The organism is Paenibacillus sp. fava2 (assembly GCF_058313675.1).
Genome location: NZ_CM177755.1, coordinates 1,796,407 through 1,820,012, shown reverse-complemented (window position 1 = coordinate 1,820,012; position 23,606 = coordinate 1,796,407). Strand labels below are relative to the sequence as shown.

General features: G+C 48.9%; 17 protein-coding genes. 7 read left to right on the top strand and 10 right to left on the bottom strand.

Annotated features, from left to right (window positions below; all coding sequences use genetic code 11):
• Nucleotides 1-56 precede the first annotated feature (56 nt).
• The 3 genes from AC4G46_RS07725 to AC4G46_RS07715 all read left to right on the top strand — a co-directional run bounded on the left by AC4G46_RS07725 (nucleotide 57) and on the right by AC4G46_RS07715 (nucleotide 3,753).
• A complete protein-coding gene (locus AC4G46_RS07725) occupies nucleotides 57-1,760 on the top strand; it encodes an extracellular solute-binding protein (protein ID WP_491127412.1) in 1,704 nt (567 codons plus the stop codon).
• A gap of 74 nt (nucleotides 1,761-1,834) precedes the next feature.
• A complete protein-coding gene (locus tag AC4G46_RS07720) occupies nucleotides 1,835-2,815 on the top strand; it encodes an ABC transporter permease (protein ID WP_491127411.1) in 981 nt (326 codons plus the stop codon).
• A gap of 14 nt (nucleotides 2,816-2,829) precedes the next feature.
• Nucleotides 2,830-3,753, top strand: a complete 924-nt coding sequence (locus AC4G46_RS07715; protein ID WP_491127410.1) for a carbohydrate ABC transporter permease — start codon at nucleotides 2,830-2,832, stop codon at nucleotides 3,751-3,753.
• A gap of 65 nt (nucleotides 3,754-3,818) precedes the next feature.
• Here the strand turns inward: AC4G46_RS07715 and AC4G46_RS07710 are convergent, their stop codons facing one another.
• From AC4G46_RS07710 to AC4G46_RS07695, 4 genes are all read right to left on the bottom strand, one after another.
• Nucleotides 3,819-7,853: an S-layer homology domain-containing protein gene (locus AC4G46_RS07710; RefSeq protein ID WP_491127409.1), complete on the bottom strand. Its 4,035-nt coding sequence runs from the start codon at nucleotides 7,851-7,853 to the stop codon at nucleotides 3,819-3,821.
• Nucleotides 7,854-8,047: 194 nt separating this feature from the next.
• Nucleotides 8,048-8,644, bottom strand: a complete 597-nt coding sequence (locus AC4G46_RS07705; protein ID WP_491127408.1) for a TetR/AcrR family transcriptional regulator — start codon at nucleotides 8,642-8,644, stop codon at nucleotides 8,048-8,050.
• Between the two features lie 16 nt (nucleotides 8,645-8,660).
• A complete protein-coding gene (locus AC4G46_RS07700) occupies nucleotides 8,661-10,061 on the bottom strand; it encodes an MFS transporter (RefSeq protein WP_491127407.1) in 1,401 nt (466 codons plus the stop codon).
• A gap of 187 nt (nucleotides 10,062-10,248) precedes the next feature.
• Nucleotides 10,249-11,121 (bottom strand): YitT family protein, encoded by an 873-nt coding sequence (locus AC4G46_RS07695; protein WP_491127406.1) that lies wholly within the window; start codon nucleotides 11,119-11,121, stop codon nucleotides 10,249-10,251.
• Between the two features lie 220 nt (nucleotides 11,122-11,341).
• Here AC4G46_RS07695 and AC4G46_RS07690 point away from each other — a divergent pair, with 220 nt between their 5' ends.
• Entirely contained in the window at nucleotides 11,342-11,545 is a 204-nt protein-coding gene (locus AC4G46_RS07690; RefSeq protein WP_491127405.1) for a hypothetical protein, read from the top strand.
• A 320-nt stretch (nucleotides 11,546-11,865) separates the two neighbouring features.
• Here AC4G46_RS07690 and AC4G46_RS07685 read toward each other — a convergent pair whose 3' ends face one another.
• The 3 genes from AC4G46_RS07685 to AC4G46_RS07675 form a co-directional block, all read right to left on the bottom strand.
• The gene (locus AC4G46_RS07685; protein ID WP_491127404.1) at nucleotides 11,866-12,528 is read right to left on the bottom strand and encodes a YczE/YyaS/YitT family protein; all 663 of its coding nucleotides are present in this window, start codon (nucleotides 12,526-12,528) and stop codon (nucleotides 11,866-11,868) included.
• A gap of 5 nt (nucleotides 12,529-12,533) precedes the next feature.
• Nucleotides 12,534-15,188 carry a glycoside hydrolase family 28 protein gene (locus tag AC4G46_RS07680; RefSeq protein ID WP_491127403.1) on the bottom strand — a complete coding sequence of 885 codons (2,655 nt, stop codon included), beginning with the start codon at nucleotides 15,186-15,188 and terminating at the stop codon, nucleotides 12,534-12,536.
• Nucleotides 15,189-15,315: 127 nt separating this feature from the next.
• Nucleotides 15,316-16,731, bottom strand: a complete 1,416-nt coding sequence (locus AC4G46_RS07675; protein WP_491127402.1) for a PAS domain S-box protein — start codon at nucleotides 16,729-16,731, stop codon at nucleotides 15,316-15,318.
• A gap of 185 nt (nucleotides 16,732-16,916) precedes the next feature.
• Between AC4G46_RS07675 and AC4G46_RS07670 the strand changes: the two genes are divergently transcribed.
• Nucleotides 16,917-17,366 carry a DUF1569 domain-containing protein gene (locus AC4G46_RS07670; RefSeq protein WP_491127401.1) on the top strand — a complete coding sequence of 150 codons (450 nt, stop codon included), beginning with the start codon at nucleotides 16,917-16,919 and terminating at the stop codon, nucleotides 17,364-17,366.
• Nucleotides 17,367-17,539: 173 nt separating this feature from the next.
• Here the strand turns inward: AC4G46_RS07670 and AC4G46_RS07665 are convergent, their stop codons facing one another.
• Entirely contained in the window at nucleotides 17,540-18,145 is a 606-nt protein-coding gene (locus AC4G46_RS07665) for a DUF1349 domain-containing protein (RefSeq protein WP_491127400.1), read from the bottom strand.
• Nucleotides 18,146-18,463: 318 nt separating this feature from the next.
• Between AC4G46_RS07665 and AC4G46_RS07660 the strand changes: the two genes are divergently transcribed.
• Nucleotides 18,464-18,796, top strand: coding sequence for a hypothetical protein (locus AC4G46_RS07660; RefSeq protein WP_491127399.1), 333 nt, complete (start codon nucleotides 18,464-18,466; stop codon nucleotides 18,794-18,796).
• 101 nt (nucleotides 18,797-18,897) lie between these two features.
• Nucleotides 18,898-19,428 carry a prolyl-tRNA synthetase associated domain-containing protein gene (locus AC4G46_RS07655; RefSeq protein WP_491127398.1) on the top strand — a complete coding sequence of 177 codons (531 nt, stop codon included), beginning with the start codon at nucleotides 18,898-18,900 and terminating at the stop codon, nucleotides 19,426-19,428.
• A 75-nt stretch (nucleotides 19,429-19,503) separates the two neighbouring features.
• Here the strand turns inward: AC4G46_RS07655 and AC4G46_RS07650 are convergent, their stop codons facing one another.
• Both AC4G46_RS07650 and AC4G46_RS07645 read right to left on the bottom strand, forming a co-directional pair.
• Nucleotides 19,504-20,592, bottom strand: coding sequence for a serine hydrolase domain-containing protein (locus tag AC4G46_RS07650; RefSeq protein ID WP_491127397.1), 1,089 nt, complete (start codon nucleotides 20,590-20,592; stop codon nucleotides 19,504-19,506).
• Nucleotides 20,593-20,976: 384 nt separating this feature from the next.
• Nucleotides 20,977-23,364: a GH36-type glycosyl hydrolase domain-containing protein gene (locus AC4G46_RS07645; RefSeq protein ID WP_491127396.1), complete on the bottom strand. Its 2,388-nt coding sequence runs from the start codon at nucleotides 23,362-23,364 to the stop codon at nucleotides 20,977-20,979.
• Nucleotides 23,365-23,606 lie beyond the last annotated feature (242 nt).

Genomic DNA, 23,606 nt, shown 5'->3' with positions numbered 1-23,606 from the left:
TTAGCATAAGAATTGTCTTATGCCTCATTACAACAAACGGGGAGGTTCAAAGAGAAATGAAAAGAATGAAGCCACTGGCATTAAGCGGTTTATTGGCCTTATCCCTTCTGGTTACAGCATGCGGCAGTTCCGGTTCTTCTAACGGCACTGCAGGCAACGCGGGCAATGCCGCATCACCGTCACCGGATACCGCCGGAGAGCAAAGCGGGAAGCTGGATCAGGCTATATGGTTCTCCAGCATTGATTTCTGGAATCCGCCGGCTACCTGGAACACGGACCCGAAGTCGGTGCAGGGCGCCATTTCGGAAAAAACCGGATTGAGCTTTGAATTTAACATTCCGGCCCAGGACGGTGATACGAAGCTGAATCTGATGCTCGTATCGGGCAAGGATTTCCCTGACGTTCTGACAGTGACGAATGACGTGATGGTCAAGAAGCTGATTCAATCGGGCAAGGTATGGGATCTGGAGGAATTTTTGACCAAATACGATCCTGAATCTCACATTCTTAAAGACTTTCCTACTGACGTAAAAGAAGTTATCGAAGAGCGTGACGGCGGCTTCTATTCCTACCCGAGCCATATTAACTCCGCAGATGCACGCAGCGTCTACCCGCCTTCCGGGGAATTCTACGTTGACCTGGTGGATTACGCCTCCAATCTCGGCATAATGGTCAACAGCAAGATTCTGGAACAGATCGGCATGACGCTTGAGGATATCCGCACGGAGGAAGGACTGCTGGCTGCATATGATAAGGCCAAAAATCTCAAAGTGGACGGCGCACCGGTAATTCCGCTGCTGGTTGACGGCAAAGGTTATCAGGACAGCACGCTAAGGTTCCTCCAGGACACCTTCGGTGCAATGGTTGTCGACAAAGACGGAACCTACAGGGATCTGCTGCTTGCCCCTGAAACCAAAGATGCCTTGTCCTTCCTGAACCAGTCCATGCGCAGCGGTTACTTTGAACCGGGGCAGATGACCGTTGACAACGCCGCCGTCAAAGCCGATGTTGCCTCAGGACGGGTCTTCACCTTTATCGGTAATACTGCCAACACTTCATTCCAGCTTAACGATTACTGGCAATCCCAAGGGCCGATCCTGTCCTCCAGCGGCAAAATCCCCACTCTGGAAAAGAGCAAGCGCGCCGGCGGCGGCTGGATGAAAACCCTGATCTCCAAAGACACCAAATACCCGGAGAAGCTGGCTAAATGGCTTAGCTATATGACCAGCAAGGAAGGGATGATGCTGCATATCTACGGCTTTGAAGGCGAGCATTACACCCTGGACGACAAAGGCTTGCTTGTCAAAACCGAAAAAGGGCTGAAGGACGCTGCAGATTATATGAATACCGCTGTCAGCGCGATCTGGCCATTCCATCACACCACCTTCTCCTATTCGGTACAGCAGCCTCCGACTGAGGAAACGGATAAAGAAGCCGTGACGGCCAATAAGGTTCAGGCAGCCTACGGCAAGGATAAGCAGACTCAAATTTACGACAGCTCCGCACTGTCGCTGCCAGCCGATCTCTTCCCTGCGAACAGCGATAACGCCAATATTGAAACACAGATCAAGGCTTATAAAGAAGCACAGATTGCCAAGATTGTGATGGCCAAAACGGATGATGAATTTAACCAGCTGTACGATGAACTGATTGATCAGTTAAAGAAGCTGGGCATTGAAAAGCTGGACACCGAACGCAACCAGTATATTCAGCAGAAAAGTGAAGAATACGGCGTTCACGCCAAAGGCATAAACTCCTGATAAGCAGTTAAACCAAAGAAAGAAAGGCTTGGGCCAGTCTGAGGCAGGCCCAAGCCGGATTGGAGGAAACCGGTATGGCGATGATTGAACCGTTCACTTCTGCTAAGAAGAAGAATAAGACACTCCGCAAGCAAAAATCCTTCAGGCTTGGCTACGACTTCCGCACACAGCTGGAGCTTAAAACCATGCTGCTGCCGGCAGTGTTCCTGATCTTCCTGTTTGATTTTACGCCGCTGTTCGGGCTGCTTATGGCCTTTAAGGATTTCGAGCCGGTCATGGGTGTCAAAGGTATTTTCACCGCGGACTGGAACGGCCTGGCCCATTTCAAAAGGCTCTTTACGAACTTTCAGTTCTGGCCGATGATCCGCAACACACTGGGCATTAATCTGCTCGGCGCAGCCGTCAGCATTCCGTGTACCCTGCTCTTCGCCCTGCTGCTCAATGAAATCCGCAGTTCCCGCTTCAAGGCGGTGGTCCAGACTGTCACCTATTTACCGCATTTTCTGTCCTGGGTTATCTTCGGCGGTTTGTTTATTACGCTGCTGAATAGCGACGGTATCGTCAATTATATGCTGCTTCACCTGGGCTTCATTGACTCGCCGCTGCAGTTTCTGGCTGATCCGAAATATTTCTGGGGTGTCGCCATTGCCACGGGCCTGCTGAAGGATCTCGGCTGGGGTGCCATTCTGTATCTGGCCGCCATGGCCGGAGTGGATCAGAGCCTGCATGAAGCGGCGGCAATCGACGGAGCCGGGAGATTCAAACGGATGCTCCACGTGACGATTCCGGGCATCCTCCCGACCTTGATGGTGCTTATTATTTTTGCAGTCAGCGGCATGCTGAATAACAACTTCACCCAGATCTATGTTCTGCAAAATACGCTAAATCTGCCTGCCAGCCAGGTTATCGATACGTATGTCTACCAGACCGGACTGCTCAACTTTCAATTCTCGTCAGCGACCGCAATCGGGTTAACAAAGTCTGTCTTTGCACTGATCCTGCTGGTCAGTTCGAACTGGGTATCCAATAAAATTACAAAAACCGGATTGTTTTAAGGAGGAATACTGTTATGGTGGGCGGAAACCATGCCGGAGAGCGGCTGTTTAACGGTTTAACCATTGCAATAATGATCCTGCTCATGATCATGACCGTGTACCCGTTCTGGTTTTCGGTTATAAGCTCGTTTAACAGCGGAGGAGACTTACTCCGTGGTCCGGTGTTCCTCTGGCCGCGGGAATTCACCTTCGCCAGCTGGAAAGCGGTGCTGTCCGATCAGGGCATTCTATACGCAGCCTGGATTACAGCTTCAAGGACTGTGATTGTAACGGCTGTGTCCATCCTTTACACGTCGATGTTTGCCTATGCCTTCTCCCGCCCCTACCTGCGGCGCAAAGCCTTTTACATTACGATCGGCTTCATCAGCATGTATTTCAGCGGCGGGCTGATTCCTTCCTATATGCTGATGAATTGGCTTGGCCTGTACGACAGCTACTGGGTGTACATTCTCCCTGCCCTGTTCGGCGGGTTCTGGAATGTCATTATTTTCAACGCCAACTACAAGGGCATTCCGGAAGCGTTATTCGAATCCGCCAAAATGGACGGCGCCAGCGAATACCGCATCTTCTTCCAGATTGTCCTTCCCTTATCCAAGCCGGTATTGGCCGCCTTGTCTGTATTCACAGCCGTTAATATCTGGAATGACTACGGTGCAACGCTGTACTACACCCAGTCTACCGATCTGCAGACCCTGCAGTATCTGATCCTGCGGCTGATCCAGTCCAACCGTGCGGTAGAAAATATGATGAGCATGAACAATGGCACCAATCTTGCCGTGGCCAACCTGCTTAACAATACCGGCGGTGTCGGAGCCGTCACCGCCCGCACGATCGAACTGGCTGCAATGGTCATTGCTTCTCTGCCGATGATTATTCTGTACCCGTTTGCGCAGAAGTTCTTTGTTAAAGGCGTGCTGCTGGGCTCGGTTAAGGGTTGAACATGGTCTGGCAGAAGAAACAAAAGAGCAGGAAGCCCCGTTACCGGTCTTCCTGCTCTTTTGGCTTAATCAATAAACAAAGTGTTATTCACTACATAATAAAGCGTTCCTTTATTATCGTAGAAAATATGCTTTGCTCCGGTCAAATCCACGGACCCGATCTTCTCGAAGGTCGTAAGGTCATAGATTCCCTTTTTGCCGAGTGCCGTGTTATTCACCGGATTCACTGCATAAATCGTTTCGGGGAATGTCCCTTTGATGTCCTGCAGATTATCCTTATTGAATGCTTTATTCTTCACAATGATCATGCCCAGACTCTCCACCAGGAGAGCAGGCGTATCCAGCGGATCTCTGTCCAGTCCCGGGTAATTCAGGCCAGACTCATTCACAATGGAAAACCCGTCATCATGAACAGAATACATGTACACATTGGAATTGCCCAATCCGGCATCCCATCCGTATTGGCTCCAGTAATAGAAGCTTGTGCTGTCACCGGTAAATACCATTTCTCCTATGCCATTGATTGTCTCATTACCGGGAGCAGGCTGGAACGACGCCTGATCAAAGACCAGCAGCGTTGGTGACCAGTCCCCTAATACAACATACAGGCGGCCCGCTTTGCTGTAAATATGGCGATCCGAGAAGTCCCGGGAATCCGGTGCATTCGCATAAGTCAAATGCCGGATAACGGAATAATCACTTAAGCTTACCTCTGTCACCAGAACGTTAGCATCCTTATTAACGATATATAGCTTCGTTCCGTCTTCAGATATCGTCAGGCCGGCCGGTTTGTATGGCAGTTCCATTTTTTGAACAATAGACTGGCTGGAAGAATCGACTATGACCAGTTTCCGGAAGGCCTGATCAATAGCGTAAATCTTGTTATTAGCAGGGTCATACACGGCATCTGCAACCGTTCCGCCCAGGTAAATTCCCGGTCCGTCTGCCGGTGGGACTTCCCCTCCAGAAGGCTTGTCAACGAATTCAAGAACCGTTTGTGTTCCCAGAGTGGTCAAGGCGAGCAGCTGATTTCCTCCATCGAATACCCGCTTGCCGGTTCCATCTACAGCTATGGATTCAACCTTGCCGAAAGTGCTGTATTCATATACGTCGATTGCATGATCTTTTACCGCATACATTCTGTCTTGCTCCAGATCAAACACCAGATCATCAAATGTTCCATCCATTTTGTACACAAAATTCATGTCATCAAACCGGTTTTCCGTAGTTAAGAATACCGAACCCCCGCCGTTAAAGAGATACTGGCCATCCGGCGATAAATGGTTATTGGTTGCCATCGGATAATCCCCGTGATAAGGAGAGTCATAGTTTGAGATGAATTGCCCATTATTGATCACAAAAGTCTCGATATCCCGCGGACTCGAATCAGTATCCACCGCATAAAGCTTATTTATCGTCGGGTGCATCAGAATATGACTTTGCTGCCTGATTGAGGATTTACCAATGAAGGTAAATGTCCCGCCGGTATAGGAGTGGATATCCGTCCATTGGCCTGAACCGGATGCAACATATACATTGCCCTGCCGGTCTGCTGCAATGCTGTAAGGGTCCAGATTAATATCGTATATACGGTCAACCTTAAGCGTTGCTGCATCTAATACTGCGACAGCACCTTTCTGCTGTTCATCGAAGATATAGTAAGAATGCTCCGCCTTCAGAAGAGCTACATACAGTTTGCCGTCTGCATAAGTAATATCTTCCGGCGGCAGGTCAAACGGGATGTAGGAAATCTGTCTGGTCTCATAGTTAATGACAGCGAGCCTTTTATTTTGCTTGTCTGTTGCATAAATAACAGGCTTGTCCGGGTCTTGAACGCTATCTGCAACCTTGAAATCTAATGTCATATGCTCATTAGCAACAGTAGTTCCTGTCGTGTACTGGCTAAGTGCCGATCCGGTGCCGTTAGCCATCGCCATCACTTTGTAGTAAACCGTTGTATGGGGCGCAAGTCCGCTATGCGTATAGGAGGTTCCTTTTACCCGAATGTCGGCCCCTGAAATGTCTTTGAGCGGAGAATAAGTTCCGTCCGCTGTACTGCTCGTATAAATAGTATAGTATTCTGCTCCCGGTACCTCAGCCCACTTTACGGTGATATCACTTCTGGAAGCCGGAATTGCCGTAACCTGCCCCGGAGCTTTTAAAAGGCTTGAAATTCCCTGATACACCCACTTCTTGCCTGTACCATCCCACTTAGCCTTTAATACGAGAAAATCCCCGTAATAAACAGAAGCTATATCTCCGTCCGCCAATGGAGCGGCAACACCACCTCCGGCTGTAGGCTGATTAGGATTATTGGTAATCCCGTCCTGATTAATTCTTAGCTGAATGTTAAGCACACCCGTGTAGTACACAGCAGGATAATAAGAACCGTTTGTAAGCGTCTTAGTTAGCAAAAGACTCGGCAAAAAATCATAATAATCATCATTATATATAGCAGCAATATACCTGGCCGGCGGAAGTGCGCCGCCTGTTAACGTATAAATCCCGATCCGGCCGTCTGAATTCTTGTACGTTGTTGCGTATTCAGCTTCACTGTCCAGATTAAGCAGATCCCACTGCATTTGGCTGTAATTACCGTACTCTTCGAAGCGGGAGTACAGCTGATCTTCCACGATAAATACTCCCATAACCTCCAGGAGCTCTACCGCTCCAGGCTGCGGCTGAGGTTGCGGAGCAGGTCCCGGGCTTGAGCCTCCGCCTCCACCGCCTCCGCCTCCGCTACCTCCGCCTCCAGCAGCTGGCAGCAATGCATTTAATTGCTTGTTTATATCCGTCTCTGCAGCAACAAGCTTGCCGTTCACAGACGTTATCACGTCTTTGGCTATAACGTAATTTTTAATATCCTGCTCAAAGGTAGTACCGCCGGCATTAATGAATGCTTTTGAAATGGTGCCCTTGCCCTTAACTGTAGTCGCTGCATTCAAGGTCAGCTCCTTCAGTACACTGCCCTCGGCTACGTTCACTGTGCTGAATGCTGCTACTCCGGCTACCTCAAACGTACCGATTTCAGACTTTTCAAGCACATTAACTAATGCCTTCTGTTTAACCGTTACCTTGCTGAAGGTACCGCTCAAATCTACATATTCACTTGAATCCGGTAGATCCAGCTCAATGGAGTCAAAGCCTGCCTCTTTATTGGCCTCCTCCAGCCTGGCCCCGGACTTCACAGTCGTTCTGGTAATCCGGGTGCTGCCTTCCGACACGATCCGGACCCTGCCCGACTGCTTGTTAACAAGCATATCATTCACCTGTGAGTTCAGCAGATGAATACTGTTCTCCCCGCCGCCGGCGACAACCGTTCTTCCCGACACCGTTACCTGATCGAGCGTCACATCACCTGCACCAATGCCTGCTGTCAGCAGCAAGTCACCGGTTATTGAAATATTCTTCAGAATAACGCCTGGTGTGTTAACCGTCAGATTTCCCGTTATCTTAGTTGCCTCTGTTCCTCCGAAGGTCCCTTTATCCATAACAAGAGTACCCATTACCTTATCAAGCATGACAACAGCTTCTGCCCGCGTGATGGTCTGGAGCGGTCTCAGTGTCTGATCCGGATACCCGTTCATGTATCCTTTGCTGACAATCTCATTTAAATAAAGCTTGCTCCATGCCGGTACCGTGCTGTAATCCTTAAACGTTGTAATTGCAGAATCTGTACTGGTACCGTTTAGCTGCAGCAGCAAATACAGCATCTTTGCCGCTTCCTGTCTGCTGACAGCCGCCTCGGGCTTGAATGAATTATCTCCGAATCCCGATATGTACCCGGCAGATTTCGCTACTGCGATCACGGAATAATACCACTTTCCTGATTTCACATCATTGAAGCCGGTCTGCGCCTGTTCCTTAAAACCAAACGCCTTATTGACAATTGATGCAAACTCAGCCCGTGAAATACTGGCATTCGGTTTGAACGTATGGTCCGCATAACCCGAAATTAAACCCTTGTCCAGCCATTTGGTAATCTGGCTGCCGGCCCAGCTGCCCTGAATATCCGTTGCCCGCCCGTCCTGCGGTGCCGAGGCTGCAAGGACCATCCCCTGACTCCCGAAAATTACATTCACCAGGACTAAAGTCCCCAACAACAAACTCAAAATCCTTTTCCCCATACGTCCCCCCTGTGATTGCGATGGACTAAAATATGCAAATAATGCTAGGTCCACCGATCCACAAGAATCATATAATAATCAATTATCCAAGTCTATACAGCAGAGTCATAACTTCCGGTAAAAATTATGACAATTAACAGGAGCCAGCCTGCTATAAAAGTTGCCGCTTACCGCGTCAGCCCCCTCGTAAACGTCCCCACACTCTCTGTGATGAATTCTTCCAGCGTCAGATTAGGGAAGTGTTCACCGGCCGTCAAATTGTTAAGGAATACGCCGTAATTCATAGAAATGAAAGAATAGGCCTGCAGCTCCGCGTTGGTCTCGATCAGCTTGCCCTGAGCAGTCATCTCGGTAAAATAACGGGTTAGAATTTCAATGAATTGCTTCGGGTGCTTAATCGTCCGCTCACGAAAGCCCGGCAGATGATCTGCCTCCTTTACACTGATCATTATCATTTTGCGGTTGCGGTTCATGATCTCATGGTAGGTCCGGCTAATTAACAGCAGGTCTGTTTCCAGGTCCCATACCAGCTTTTCATTAAACAGCCTGGTCATTTCCTCCGCATAATGAAACCGGTCAAAAGCTGCCTCAAGCAGGTTTTGTTTACATCCGAAATGGCGGAACAGCGTCTTCTCGCTCAAACCGGCGGCTGCGGCAATCTCTTGGGTTGTTACCCCCTTATAGCCTTTGCTTGCCATCAGATCGATCGCAGCCAGCAGCAGCTTATCACCGGTACTTGTAGCAGCGTTGCTTCCTTCACTCATTCTTTCCACCTCATGATTATAGTCTGGCCGTTCCTGCCCGCTCAGCTGAGTCCTTTTTAGAGCCGCGCCCGAATTGCAGAAAATATAGAGCAGCCATGATTGCCACCAGTAACGCCAATGCTAAGAAAATATTACTGTAGACAAAAGCAGCGTCATTCCGGGGAATCGGATTAAACCGGACCGTCGTTGTGCCTAAATCCAGAATTTTGCCTATTGCTGCCGTAGATACCGCTCCTGCAATAAAGTTTAACATGGAAAACAGCCCCATCCCGATCCCGATCTGCTCCTTCGATAAAGTGCGGGAAATGGTGTTTGATAAAGCAATCTGCATAAAAGACTGGCCCAGCACAGTAAAGATCAGCGAGACGGCAATGAACACAGGCAGCATACCCGCAACCGTAGACAGGCAGATAAAGCCAAAGATCAGCAGGGCTACCGCCGCAGTTAAAAGAAATGAATTCCCTTTTTCATCAGCCAGCCTGCCCCCTTTGCGTCCCATATATGCCGTGATAAGCGCAGCTGGCAGCATAATCAGTCCGATTACAGCCGGTGACAGACCGTTTAGCTGTGCCAGGAGCTGGGGCGTAATGAACGGAGTACTGAAGCTGATTGCAGTCAAAACAAAGGCAATAGCCAGACCGGATGTATACGCCTTGTTCCGGAAAACAACGGGATCAATAAACGGATGAGCCGCATAGCGGATACGTAATACGAACAGAACCAGCAGAACAACTCCGCCTACAGCATACCCGGCCCCTCCATTAGTTAAGCCAAGCAGCAGTACAGCAACGGTCCCAGCCAAAAGAACACCGCCGATAAAATCGATTTTGCTGTCGTTCCCTTTTTCATCGTCCAGGTATTTACGGTAGAACGGCAATGTGAACAGGGCAAGCAGCGGAATGACGAAAAGCACCTGCCAGCTCCACACCGTTGACACAAACCCGGCAATAATCGGGCCGAGTGCTGAGCCAAGCGCTATCCCGATGGCGGAAGTGCCCAGGGCACGCCCGCGCTTTTCCGGTGAAAAATAACGGATCGGGATGATCATCGCCAGCGCAGGAATGACGGATGCCCCGACAGCCTGCAGCAGACGTGCCACAATCATCATCCAGTACTGGGTGGACACGATTCCGAATATGGAGCCTGCTGCTAAAAAAATCAGGCCAAACGTCAGCAGGTTTTTAAGACTGTATTTGTCCGTCAGCTTGCCGAAGGTAACGGTACCGATCGCGTATACAATCAGATAACCTGATACCATCCAGCTTACCTGTGACGGCGACAGCAGAAATTGCTTGCTGATCACCGGAAGCACTACATTAAACATCGTTCCGTTCATCACCGAGATGATCAGTGTAAATACAAGAATTCGCATAAGCCGCTCACCGTTATTGGCGGGGATGCTGGTGTTTGTCTGCATTAAACTGCCTCTTTTCTATAAAATAAGCCTGCCGTTCCCGGCCCGACTAACTGTCAGTACTGACTGACATTTAAGCAGATGATAGCCTACATCCGGTTGTTTGTCAAAGGTTGATAGGGTGCTGTTACACAAAAATAACGCGCTCGCGGAAGAAAAGTGATCCTCCTGCAAGCGCGTCATATGGTGCTTAGTGAATGTCTTTCTTTTTAAAGTTACCGCCCTTAACCTCAGCCACATCGTACACTACGACAAAAGCACCCGGGTCAATTTCGTGGATGATATCTTTAATCTTGCTTTCTTCCAGACGGTTGATGACACAGGTAATTTCTTTGAACTGCTCATTGGAGTAGCCGCCGTATGCATCAGTATAGGTTGCTCCCCGTCCAAGCCGGTCACGGATGGTTTCTACCATGACTTCAGGCTGGTTGGTGATGATTTTGAACGTTTTGGAGCCGCTTAGACCTTCCTCTACGATATGTATAACCTTTGAAGCAATGAAATAAGCAAGCGCGGACAGGATCGCCCCCTGCAGACCAAACACGGTTGACACGACAATAAATACAAAGGTGTTCAGGAACAGGATCAGGTCACTCGTACCAAAAGGCAGCTTCCGCGACAGCAGCACAGCCAGCATATCAATCCCGTCCAGCGCCCCGCCGTTACGCAAAGCAAGACCCATCCCGAAACCGATAATAATCCCGCCCACCACCGTAACCAGCAGGGTATCCCCCTGAATGATTGTCGGTACGTGATGCATAAGGACAGTGCCGACCGCTAATGAAGCAATTCCGAGAATGGAATAGAGGGCAAAGCTTTTACCAATCTGTTTATAACCCAGCCACACAAAAGGGATATTAATGACCGCAATCAGCAGCCCCAGCGGCAGTCCGAATAATTCCGAACCCACGATACTGAGACCGGTCACGCCTCCGTCCGAGACGTTGTTCGGTATTAACACAGCCTCCAGCCCGTAAGCAGCGATCATGGCTCCGATGGTTACTAATAGTGCTTTTGAAAAAATCTTCAGCTTATTGGACTTCGGTTGTCTTCTTACATTCATTAAACTTCCCCGTTTCTGAATAAATTTCCCTTTTAGAAAAAAGCTCACAGAAACCAGTCTATAATATTTCTCACAACATTAGCAAATGAGCGGTACGTCTGTGGAAAAGGAATAGAGGACTTTATGGTTCATGCGGTCCGGGGACGGTTATCGTTACATATAACGGCTTTTTGTGACACATCCTTAGATAGAGTCTGCACATAGAAGGGAGATTATCCATATGAAGGACAACAAGGAAGCTCCGCTGGACGGACGCAAGCCGGGTGTACACCCGATCCCGGAACCGGATTCCAAAGCGGATAGCGATACAGGCGCAGCGGGTAAGCTCGACGAAATCGTCGGCGCTGTGCTCGGAGATGCCCCCGAGGTAACCGCTCCCGGGATAGCCCCGGATCGTGAGGACAAAAAGGACGGCCGGGACTGAACAAGGGTCTGAAAATCTATAGGCGCTTTGTTTAGCAGGGTGGATCGAACAGGCATTGCGTGAGCAGAGGCATTTTTGCCTTTCATTTGCTCGTTCCGCCCACTTTGGGCAGAATCAGAGGCATTTTTGCCTTTCATTTGCCCGCTCCGCCCACTTTGGGCGGTACCGTAGGTTTTCCCTTTACTTAGTCCGGCCTAGCCAGGCCTGCACTAACGCATTGGGATTTACTCCAAACATCAAACAAGGTATCCCGGTCCGCCGCAGGCTGCGGAGTCCAGGATACCTTGTTTTTGTTAAGCACCATTATCGTTCAACGCACCTTACAGCGATACGGGGCCGCCATTTCCTTTTGCACCCGTTTTGCCCAGCAGCTTGTTCGTAAAATGCACATCGAAGAAATGAATAATCGGACCCAGACCGAATGCGGATACCAGCGTGCCCAGGCCGATGATCCCCCCAGCCAGGAAGCAGATCAGCGCACACAGCGCGTCGGTAAACATCCGGTGCCAGAAGTAAGAAATTTTCGGCGCTCTAATCTTCATGATCAGGGACAGCGCGTCATAGGGAGCTACTCCGACATCCGAGCTCTGATACAAGGATACCCCGAAGCTGCACACCACCACACCAATCGCCACAGTAATTACCCGCTGCCAGAGCACATGGGGTTCTCCCAGGACATCTATCCAGATATCATAAAAGAATGTAGCAATATAACCCAGAAAAATAGCATTGACGAATGTTCCGGCTCCAATAAACTTCCTTCCGGTGATCCATTCAACTATGAACAGCACTACATTCAGTAAAATCAGAAAATTAGCATAGGTGATAAAACTGAGATCTGCAAGGGCCATCACCATGCCGCTGAAGGGATCGTTCCCCATGCCGGACAGCTTGAAAATACTGATGCCCATTCCCAGAAAGATGTTGCCGATCACCATAATGATCAGCCGTCTGGGATTCACGCTTTTAATATACCTTATCATATAGCTCATCCCGTCACCTTAATGCTGACTTCCAGTTTGACCGGGATTATCCCGTCATCAGCAATGAATTCTGCAATATATGGTTCATTCCGCACATCATCCGCAGCAGGTGTCCAGCTGAACACACAGGCCTTACCCGGTACAAAAGATGAGGAGTCAAAGCCCGCCCCCTCAGGCAGCTTACCAGTTGTCAAAATCATCGGCTCCGCAATCCCCTGTACTACCGGGTCCCTATCCGAGGATGTCTCATTATAAATTTTGCCGTCCGTTTCACGGGCGGAAGCCTCGTACGCAGGCTGCCTGGCTACAACGGCAAAGGAAAGGAGTTCACCCGCCCGGACACTCTGCTCCGGAACAAAGGCGAAGAACGGCCGGAATACCGTCTGCGGCAAAGGAACCTCCGGAGTGGCAACGGGATACTTGTATCCACTCTCAGGAATTGCGACCGTTTTATACGGATACAACGAATCCCCGGGCGTCCCCGGAGCAGGTGCCCCGACTTCTACAGCCTTGACAGACAAACGGCTATCTAGAGCTACATATTCAACCTCAGTCTGCTGATACGGATAATCCGGCACATATTCTAGTCCTGCAGGCCGTTTGAACCGGTTCTTCACCAGGACAATTTCTTCAACACCTTCTGCATGGTCTGCACGGATATTCTGAAGTGAGCCGTTTACGACATCATCAAGCACAATGGGATGCCGGGTATCTTCAGTAAGATAACGCAGCTCAATTTCATCCAAAATCAGATTTTCCACATGTCTTGCATACAGCCCGTATGCCGGGAGGATTCCCCAGTTGCTCGGCTCCGGATAAACCTCCGGCAGCTCCGGTACGTTGAAGGGAGCATTCTTCCACACTCCGGCTTCCGCATCCCATTCCACCCGGGGCAGCAGCCCTTCATTTTTCAGGAAAAAGGTGTTCACCAGCCACGGAAGCGACTGCACACTGCGTTTGTTCCCGCCATACTGGGCATATTCCCAGTTCGTATTCAGCTGGCGCTGCTCCGCCGCATGCTCCAGGCTTAGACCGCCGCGGTATTCCACTTTGACGTTGGAGATCAACACATTGCAGATCCGGCTGCCAATCAGCCCCATGATTTCAATCGGATAGCGGGGATCGGCATTCCTGACCGTAATATTCCGGATGATAATGTCGTGAACATGAGCAATGTGATCGCTGCCGTTCGCATTGGCATACAGCGGAAGTTCACTTTCCCGCAGCTCTTTATCATAGTCGGGCACATACTTATTCAACAGCTCATCAAAGCGGACAGCAAAGAATCTGCCATTCTCTTCGTGTATGTTCGCCGGATTGAGCCGGAGAGGCTGCTCAGCGTCCACAATGTAAAAGGAAGATGCGCCGTCCGCAGAAACCTTGCGGGTTCTGTTATAGGACGGAAGATAGCGCCTTGCCGGGTACACCTGATACGGCTCCTTAGCAGGGAGCACCCAAAACGTTTGATCCAGCCTGACATTCGGCTTCGCATCCGGGGCCGGAATAAAGTCTTCCTCCGTGCTGTTTCCCGTTACCGGGAAACGTCCGCGGTCTCCTGCTTTTATAAAAATCGGCGAGCTGCTTACATCCTCCATAGTGGAATCCTCAAAAATAATATTGCTCAAATCCGCCCCGTCGACAGCCTCAAGGGCAAAGCCTCTGGATCTTTTAAACTGGACGCGCCGTACCGTTACGAGATCATACCCGCAGGTGGATTCCGTACCCAGCTTGACCCGGGCGGTAGGGCCGCAGCGGTCAGTAGCAATCAGCTTGTCCTGTGTATACGTTTTCGCATATACCGAGCCCATGTCGTAACCGCTGACGATGCAGTCCTCAATCAGCACATTCCGCAGCGGCATGAATAATCCGCCGCCGTAGGAGGCTTTTAGCACAATGGCATCATCGGTCAGGGAGTTAAAGACGGAATGGACAATCGTCACATTCTCACAGCAGTCCACATCGAATGCATCGCGGTTCGTATCCACCAGAATACGCTCCACGTACATATTTTTCACACAGGTTGTAATAATCGCAAAATGGCCGCCGGCCAGGATGGAAAAATCGCAGAAGGCCACATTTTCACAACGTACCAGAGCAATTGCCTTGTTGCCGAACCATTCTCCCTGATGTCCAGGCCCGTTACGGCGAACCGGTTCATGCGGGTCTCCGCCCATCAGAATCTGCTCCAGCTCCCCCTTATCATTCAGAGAGCTTCCATTCAGCAGCCCGGGCCCATAGATCATTACATCACGGATATCCGCACCATAAATCAGGCTGTTGGCAAAATAAGTGTGGCCGTGATCCTGCAAGCCGACATACAGATTGACCTCAGGTTCTTCAACATTACCGCCCTCTCCAATCTGAAGCTCATAGGACCGGGTGATGTCCGTTCTGGCTGCAGAAAGTTCGCTGCCTGGGGACAGATACAGATTGACGCCGCTCAACAGACGGATCGTATACACTCTGAAGCTGCCTTCTGGTATAACCACGGTACCGCCTTCTGCTGACGCAGCCTGAATAGCGTCATTAATCGCCGCAGTATTCACCACAGGCGAATGTTCTGCACCCGCCCCAAAATCGCGGATATCGAACCGGCGTTCTTCCTTTAATAGATAGCTTCTGTCAAAAGGACACCCTGTTGCTTCTGTTACCTGAAACATAATAGCCTCCATTTTATCAGAGAGAACCCAATCCGATCATCCGGCGCAGTCTTCTCTTATTCTATTTCTGTGTTGCCGTTAAGAAGCCGGCTTGCATTACTGAACCCTTTCATTATAGCGCGTACCGCTACATTATAGGCAGTGTAATCTCAACAATCGTTCCAGAAGGCTGATTCGCCTTGAACAGAAACGTCCCTCTATGATTATGTATAATCTTTCTGCTGATCATAACCCCGAGCCCGTGTCCTCCCGGCTTGGTGGTGAAGAAAGGCGAGCCGATCTGGTCTATGTATTCTGCCGGAATGCCCCGTCCATTATCGCTGATCCGAATGATGGCTATATCCTCTGTGCGGTCCAGCTCTACGATAATTTCCGCTCCGTCCGGGCTTGCTTCAATTGCATTTTTAAGTACATTGATGAAAACCTGCTTCAGCTTGTTGGCTGATCCTTTAAGCGTAAGGCAGACAAGATGGGTATGCATGAGAATCTCAATATTCGTCATATGCGCCTGGGCATTCAGCAGCACGACGGCTTGTCTTAACAGCTGGACCAGATTATAGTCAGCCAGACTGGAAGGGGCCTCTTTGCCCAGCAGCAGCATTTCACCAATAATCGAATTGATCCGGTCTACCTCCGATATCACGATCTGATGAAACTCGCCGCCTTTTACCGAATGGGCGAACAGGAGCTGGACGAATCCCCGGATACTGGTAAGCGGATTACGGATCTCATGGGCAATGCCTGCAGACAGCTCCCCAATCATGGAAATATTCTCCGTATACCTGAGAAACTCCTCGGTCCTCTTGCGTTCAGTCAGATCACGGCTGATCGAAACGACCATTTTACGGCCGTTCAGCTTAAACGGCTTGGCACTGATTTCCACGGGGATTTGCTTCCCTTCCCTTGTTACCTGAATCCACTCAACGAACATTCCGTCTCCTTCAAGGATTCTTTCGAACAGATTATCAACCTCGCTCTGCAACGACTCTGCTGCTATGCAATACGGTGTTTTGTCCAGGAGTTCCCCGCGTGTATACCCCAGCATCCGGCAGGCCGCTTCATTGACGTCCAGAAATTTTGACGGCTTCCCGTCCGGGCTCTGCTCATAGATAAAAATGGGGTCATTCGCTTCATTAAATAGTTTGTAGTACTTTAACTCAGAGAACTTAATCTCCGTTACATCCCTCAGTACACATACATAAGCCTTAATGCATCCTTCCGGATCCTTTACCGGGGAAATGGTTATTTTGACACTGATCAGCTCCCCGTTCCGTTTAATGCGGAACGTATCGAGGGCAAACAGCTTCCGGCCCTGATCGATGAAAATATACATCTGGGCAAGCTCTTCCCTAAGCTCCAGGGGGATATGCGGGAAATCGAGCTGATTCAGCTCTTCCATTGACCATCCATACAGCTCTACGAAGACAGGGTTGGCGTAGATTACCTTTTTATCGTTGCCCAGAATGTAAATAGGATCAGGACTGTACTCGGCAAAAGAAAACAGCGAATAATGTATGATATCGTGAACTGAGTAAACACTCATATAACCGCTCCCGCAGCCAGTTTATTTCAATATATAGTAGCATTACACGGGTAACATATCTATGAAAAATCAGACTGTAAACCGAGTACATCTAAGGTTTTACAGCCTATCGTCAAATTAATAGGATGCATTTATGGTTAATGATGCTTAAAGAGACACCATAATGAACAGATTGGAGTGTTCCTGTGAAAGATATCTACGATAAAACACATGCTGCGGAGATCTTACAGCGCATAGATCAATTAACTCCGCAATCAACCCCTCAGTGGGGAACCATGCAGGCCGGTCAAATGCTCGCTCACTGCTCAGCGTTTCAGGATATCCCGATGGGCAGTTCCTCTCCCCCCCGAGGCTTGCTGGGAAAACTCATCGGCCGGTTCGTAAAACCTGTTTTTTATAACGAAAAGCCGCTCCCTCATAATATGTCAACCATTCCTGAGACGCTCATTTCGGATAACAGAGATTTTGAGGCAGAAAAAGAAAAGCTGAAACTACGCATTATAAAGCTTCAAAGTGACGGTCCGGGTAAATGCTCACCCCATCCTCATCCCTTTTTCGGCCCGTTAACGCCTGAACAATGGGGCAAAGGCATTTATAAGCATCTTGATCATCATTTAAGACAGTTTGGTGTGTAGCCTATCCTTTTATAGCCCTCCCCGGGAAAAAAAGCGGTGCTCACAATAAGGAGCACCGCTTCGGCATGATATTTATAGATTAAGTCAGCTGCAGGCTTCTGAAAATAACATGTTCTGCAATCTGGATTTAGAGCCCTCATTCGCGGACGTAAGGCACCCTGCTTTACTTTTTCCTACACCCCTGCTCTAATATTTTTCACCGTTTTCTTTTCTAATGAGAAGCCAGCGTAGCGTCTGTCACCGCCGTTACCATTGGGAGCCTGAGGAACGAAGCCTACCTTTACAGTCTCCTCCACCGGTAAATTAAAGAATCTCACCATATAGAACCGGTCACCATCTAATGAATAATGAAAAGCAAAGGCTTGACCGACTCTGGTAATCTGGAGCCACACCGAATCGCCGTCAATATTGTTTCCATTTGCGTCGTCTGATAACGGATTCGTTACTACACTTACAACGGCACGGGTATTAAAATCCGTCAATTCAAAGCACAGCTTGGCCCACACCGCGAGATCCTTCATGACCATAACTGAAGCAGAATCATACACATCCCTGAAATCATGCCCTGCCTTAACCCTCATCACAAAATCACCGGAAACCTCTGTGTAAAAAAACGGGGCGTTTGTAAGCGAGCTTGGCGTAATTCCTTCTTCCGAAACAGTCCCGTTGTTGCAGAAAAAATCACTATCCTTCGGAGCGTATAATATCATTGCTTTATTTTCAAACCGGATGCTGCTTTCGTTAAGCCATTTAAAGTTACTGAAATCCTTGTGATCCATTCAACTTCCCTCCAGCTGGTTTAGGATTAGTAAATTTTCACACTACAGTAAATAATTTTATCACTACAGCTGCCATTTCGTGTAGAACGATTCCGCTCAACTGATAGCACAATCTGAACAATCCGCGCTGCACTCAACCAACCGTTCAACTCCCCAATGAAGACGGCGGTTTACATGTCCTTAATGTGTTTCTTAATAAGCCCCTCTTTGTCGATCTTATATCTTTTCAAAAAAGAACCTTAACTTCATAGAATCTTATTTCACTTGCTGATACTTACGGACTCGGGTAATTTATTTTTAATCAATTCCAAGAATGTTGTGGTACTCATCGATACTAACGTAGCCTATGAAGAAGACGAGCCTTCCCTTCAGCTTATTTCTGTTTCAGCAAAAGAAAAGCATGTGGCTGTTTTTGTGGACTATTTACCATCCAATACTCAAGTAAATGTATACCGTTTAGAACAAGGTACATTAGTTAACAAGCTAAGATTTATGGCTGACTATTCTGCTGAAGTCGACAAAGACGGACAGCTCCATCAGTTTTGGAAAAAATATAATTCTGATGGCGGTTATAAATTAGCGCACGGCGTTTTTAAGTGGGATGCTAAGACCAACAAATATAAGGGCAGCGGCCAGTTCGTCAGCCAATAAAAAGCTGCTCTGCGGCTAAATCACAGTACAGATAAAAACCGGTGCCAAGATATATCTAAACTCTTTATCCAATAATGATGATATTATTATGTTCAGTTGCAATGTCCACTCTACAAAATCCGCAGATAAAGGTGATAATGATGAACCGCGAAGCTGTTATTGAGCTGTTGAAGCAGCAGAATGTAAGCCATGAAGTGATTGACCATCCTGCAGCCTATACCATCGCAGACATGGAGAGCTTCGGGCTCCCCAGAATAGATCAGATAGCCAAAAATCTGTTCATCCGCGATGACAAAAAAAGAAACTATTATCTGCTGACGATCCAAAAGGATAAATCCGTTAATCTGAAGCAGTTACGTACGCTGCTGGAGTCCCGTCCCCTTACGTTTGCTTCTGAAGAAGATCTGCTGCAGCTGCTCGGGCTTACCAAAGGTGCTGTCTCCCCGTTTGGCATACTGAACGACAAGGAGCGCACGGTAAAATTCGTACTGGACGAGGATTTGCAAAAAGGCAAAACCATCGGCGTCCATCCCAACGAAAACACCGCTACCGTCTGGCTTGCGCCCGAAGACCTGCTTAACATCGTAACAGCTCATGGTAACGAGATTAGTGTAATAACATTGCAGGTATAGATGAAATGAACCCAGGCTCTTATCCTTTTTGGGGACAAGCGCTCGGGTTCATTTGAGTCCTGCAAAAAGCAATGCTTATTCAGCACTATCAAGCATACGCAGCAGCACATCCCGCAAATGCCCCAGGTCCCCCTCAGCATTGCTGAGCAGAATAACTCCGGTTTCCTTAGACATATCCCGCCAGATCTCCGAGGAGAAACCATTAATCGCCCCGTTATGTGTGTATATCGTTCCCGTTGAACCGGGAATTGCCCAGCCGAGTGCGTATTCATTAAGCTCCGGTGTGCGCATCGCTTCCCATGAGGCCTTGCTAAGGATGGTCCCGTTCTCAAGCCCCGTAAGCCATTTATAAAGATCTTCTACAGTGGAATAGATGCCTCCAGCCGAATAAGGCACGGTCATATCGATAGGCTGGGCGATCTGAGAGACTTCAGGAGTAAGAAGGGAATACCCGGTTGCAATATCTGTAGAGATGCTGTCTTTAGCTAAATAACCAGATCTGTTCATACCCAGCGGTGTAAAAATATGCTCCTGCAAATAATCGCTGTATGGCTGCCCGCTGACCTGTTCAATTACTGCTCCCAGCAGCACGTACCCGGAATTACTGTAGGCGAACCGGCTGCCCGGATCAAACTCTAATGAGAGGTCTTTAAACTTGGCAATCAGTTCGTCAACGCTAACTCTGACATTCAGCTCATTTAGAAAATCCGGTAAACGGGTATATTCGGGTGTCCCCGACGTGTGGGTTAATAAGTGGCGGAGTGTAACTTCATGATGAGGATAATCTTTAATGTATGCATCTACGGTGTCGTCAACGCTGAGCTTTCCCGCCTCTTGAAGCTGTAAAATAGCTGCAGCGGTAAACGCTTTGGTAAGTGAGCCGATCTTGTAAATCGTATCAGGCCCGTTAGGCAGGTTATTCGCATAGTCCGCCATGTTATAGCCTTTGGAAACAACGACCTTGTTATCTTTGACAAGCAGCACAGAGCCCGAAAAGTTTTTGGACATGTACTGGTCAAGCTTTGCTTCAAAAGTCTCTTCGTGAACGGCTTCTTTCACTGGCGGCGGTGTACTCTCTTTAACACTGGTGACGTCATTGATTGAACAGGAAACCAGGACAAGGGTTAAACTGAGGATTGCAGCATATTTTGAAAATTTCAACAAACTAAGTCCCCTCCTCTGTAAAATAACACTGCTCCATTTCCACAAAAAACCATACGTTATCTTAAAAATAATGTTCCATATTTTCCAATTGATTCCCTGTATTCCCTCATTAAAAAGAAAAGCAACTTATCCGAAGACAAGCTGCTTTCCATCCCAATATTCCAGCTATGGCTTAATATCTACATTTGTTACATACCAGTTACCGGATTTCAATTTGTAGCGGAAACACAAAGCCGATATGATGTGAGCCTGTGCTATATTCAAAATTATCTGCTGTCATTCCACGTTCGACCGGATTAATATGTTCATACGCTGAACGGCTCATGTATTTCATATCGGGATTCCGCTTCTTGCCTTCTTTTATTTCTCATTCGTAATTTCACCTCAGGCATTATCTGCCGGAAGCTTAACAAGTACCTTATATTGTCCCCCTGCTTCCAGCCCTTTAAGGACACCGTCCCGGACAAGCTCACCGTCCAGATAAACCTCTGCAGCCGTAACTCCGGCTTCACGCTTCATTTCAACATGCAACTGTGCGCCTCTGAAGGTACGTTTAACTACAGCCTCATTCCAATCCGAAGGCAGCTGCGGCCGCACCCGCAATCCTTCACGGTTACCCTGTAATCCGAACAGGCCGTCAATCAGACAGCGGTATACCCACGGCACGGTTCCTGTATTAAAAAGATGGCTGGAGCGTCCGGCCGTCTTCGGAAACTGTCTGTAAGCTCCGCGGTAATAGTTCGGAATAAAGACCGGCAGCTGGCCCCGCTGGATGATGTCCTCGATGTCAGGTCCCGGAAGCATTTTGCGCAGCAGCCGGTAGGCATCATCCTGCTCGCCCACTGCATATAAGCCATAAATATAGAACGCTGCGGCGTGATTATAGACCGCCCCGTTCTCGGCTGTCCCCGGATGCTTTTGTGTTACCCGGCCCACATCTTCCCGCATAGCGGTGTAGGAGGGTGCCAGCTTTTCCACCCCATACGGGGTTTCCAGCTGTTCGCGGACTGATCTCATCAGCTTCTCCCGCTTCTCCTCATCGGCCGCATCGCTGAGCAGCGCCCAGCCCTGCGGATTAATGAAGATTCGTCCTTCCTTATCTTCGCTTATGCCAAACACAACATTGTCGTCGGTGATTCCCCGCGCATACCACTCGCCGTCCCAGAAATACTGATTGACTACCGCATTCGTCTCATCCGCAGCCAGACGGAATGCCTTCCCGATCTCCGGCCGGCCGCAGTGTTCACAGATGTCTGCCCAGATCATAAAAGCATACGCCGTAGCGATCGTCAGCCACCCGGATACACCTGCACCCTTATAGCCGACCATATTCATCGGGTCACACCAGTCACCCTGATTAATGTAATTCAGGCCTCGTCCGTCCCGCTCATGAATCAGCCAGTGCATCGCCCGGTCGATGTGCTCGAAGACAGAGCCGGTTTCCTCTCCGCCCGAGTAAGGAACCTGCTCCTCGAGAATGGTGTAATCATCCGTCTCCTCCAGATAGGTAATGAGGCAGATCGGCAGCCAGACGCAGTGATCTGTATGCGGAACCTGATTGATATATTTTAGCTCAGCCGCTTCGTGCAAAATAATACCATCCGGCATGGCTCCGCTTACATTTTGCTGGCTCAGGGCTGTCAGGAAGGCCTCCCTCGCCATGTGCGGCTTAATATAACTCATGCCCATATTATCCTGCAGATAATTCCGGGTTTGTGGATCTGTCGTCAGGCGGTTCGTCTGGCCGTGGTAGTACATTTGCCGGGGCAGCCAGTGGTTAACCAGATTATCAAGATCCGCATCTGGAGTAGATATCTCGATACAGCCTCTGCCCTCCCGGATGTATTCCGCATACTCCTCCTCAGCGAGCACAAATCCGTCTTCACCGGCTGCGTTGGTAGTCAGGAACAGCCGCTGACGGATAGCAGCAATCTCCTGCTCATCATGAGCGGGTCCAAACACGAAACGGTATTCCCGTTCTTCACCCGGAGCAAGGCCGATGCTGTACTGAAGAACGGCTACGGGCGTTTCATAACGTGCTTCTCCGTTGGCCAGCAGTCCGCTTTTGAGTGCAGATGGTGAGCCGATTCCGCCCTCTCCTTCAAACGCTTCCTGATTTACCTCCCAGGCTACGGGCGCTTGATCGGCAAGAAGAAACGTCTTGTCCTTCAGGTGCTTGATCTTGTCATAGTCCTGATATTTCTGGTAAGGTGTGACGGCTGTAGCTACGATCCCCTGCAGAGCTTCCTTATACTCACCGGACTGGTTCATCCAGGACATATACCCGATGGTGAAATAGGGATAGATGCTGATTTTCCGGGCAGCAGAGGACAGATTGGTCACCTTCACCCGCCACAGCTCCATGGGCTCATTTTTGGGCAGGCTAAGCGTCATTTCAATGGCAATGCCGTTTTTCTCTATTTTCCAAACAATATTATGTTTACCTACAGCAAAGGTATAGTGATCCGGAGGCATGCGGACAGGCTCGTACGGAGCAGAGAACAGCTCACCGCTCTCCTCATCCTTCACATAGACAAACCGGCCGGGATGATGGGCATAGTAAGGCTGCTCCGGCTGCATAAAGGTCTTGGCCTCCAGATTCGGGGCATACGAATACTTCGCAGGCTCAGGCTGCATAAACTGGGCTACCGCATACCCCCGGCAGTTCATATGGATCATCATTTGCTCATTCCACAGGAAGCCCGAAGCCTTGGGCAGAATCGTCGGACTCGACAGCTCATAATACTGGTCATCTTCAGAAGCTCTTATCATTTACTTGCCTCACTTTCCATAAAATCTCATATTTATCCAAATTAATAGTTTATCTGTTATAAAATTTAGCGTCAATCTGCTAGCTCATATATTAAATGGTATTTATTGGCATATAATCTCTTTAATACCCAAAGGAGGTGAGATCATATGAAAAAGGAAGAACAGGAGCTGCTCGCAGCCATTCTGGAGGTCACCGAAGAATTTGACAGCGTTGTTACACGCGAGAACAACATCAATAATAT

What these genes read in the sequence shown, in the direction of transcription:
- AC4G46_RS07725 (WP_491127412.1), top strand. Translation starts at nt 57, where the DNA reads ATGAAAAGAATGAAGCCACTGGCATTAAGCGGTTTATTGGCCTTATCC.
- AC4G46_RS07720 (WP_491127411.1), top strand. Translation starts at nt 1,835, where the DNA reads ATGGCGATGATTGAACCGTTCACTTCTGCTAAGAAGAAGAATAAGACA.
- AC4G46_RS07715 (WP_491127410.1), top strand. Translation starts at nt 2,830, where the DNA reads ATGGTGGGCGGAAACCATGCCGGAGAGCGGCTGTTTAACGGTTTAACC.
- AC4G46_RS07705 (WP_491127408.1), bottom strand. Translation starts at nt 8,644, where the DNA reads ATGAGTGAAGGAAGCAACGCTGCTACAAGTACCGGTGATAAGCTGCTG.
- AC4G46_RS07700 (WP_491127407.1), bottom strand. Translation starts at nt 10,061, where the DNA reads ATGCAGACAAACACCAGCATCCCCGCCAATAACGGTGAGCGGCTTATG.
- AC4G46_RS07695 (WP_491127406.1), bottom strand. Translation starts at nt 11,121, where the DNA reads ATGAATGTAAGAAGACAACCGAAGTCCAATAAGCTGAAGATTTTTTCA.
- AC4G46_RS07690 (WP_491127405.1), top strand. Translation starts at nt 11,342, where the DNA reads ATGAAGGACAACAAGGAAGCTCCGCTGGACGGACGCAAGCCGGGTGTA.
- AC4G46_RS07685 (WP_491127404.1), bottom strand. Translation starts at nt 12,528, where the DNA reads ATGATAAGGTATATTAAAAGCGTGAATCCCAGACGGCTGATCATTATG.
- AC4G46_RS07680 (WP_491127403.1), bottom strand. Translation starts at nt 15,188, where the DNA reads ATGTTTCAGGTAACAGAAGCAACAGGGTGTCCTTTTGACAGAAGCTAT.
- AC4G46_RS07675 (WP_491127402.1), bottom strand. Translation starts at nt 16,731, where the DNA reads ATGAGTGTTTACTCAGTTCACGATATCATACATTATTCGCTGTTTTCT.
- AC4G46_RS07665 (WP_491127400.1), bottom strand. Translation starts at nt 18,145, where the DNA reads ATGGATCACAAGGATTTCAGTAACTTTAAATGGCTTAACGAAAGCAGC.
- AC4G46_RS07655 (WP_491127398.1), top strand. Translation starts at nt 18,898, where the DNA reads ATGTCCACTCTACAAAATCCGCAGATAAAGGTGATAATGATGAACCGC.
- AC4G46_RS07645 (WP_491127396.1), bottom strand. Translation starts at nt 23,364, where the DNA reads ATGATAAGAGCTTCTGAAGATGACCAGTATTATGAGCTGTCGAGTCCG.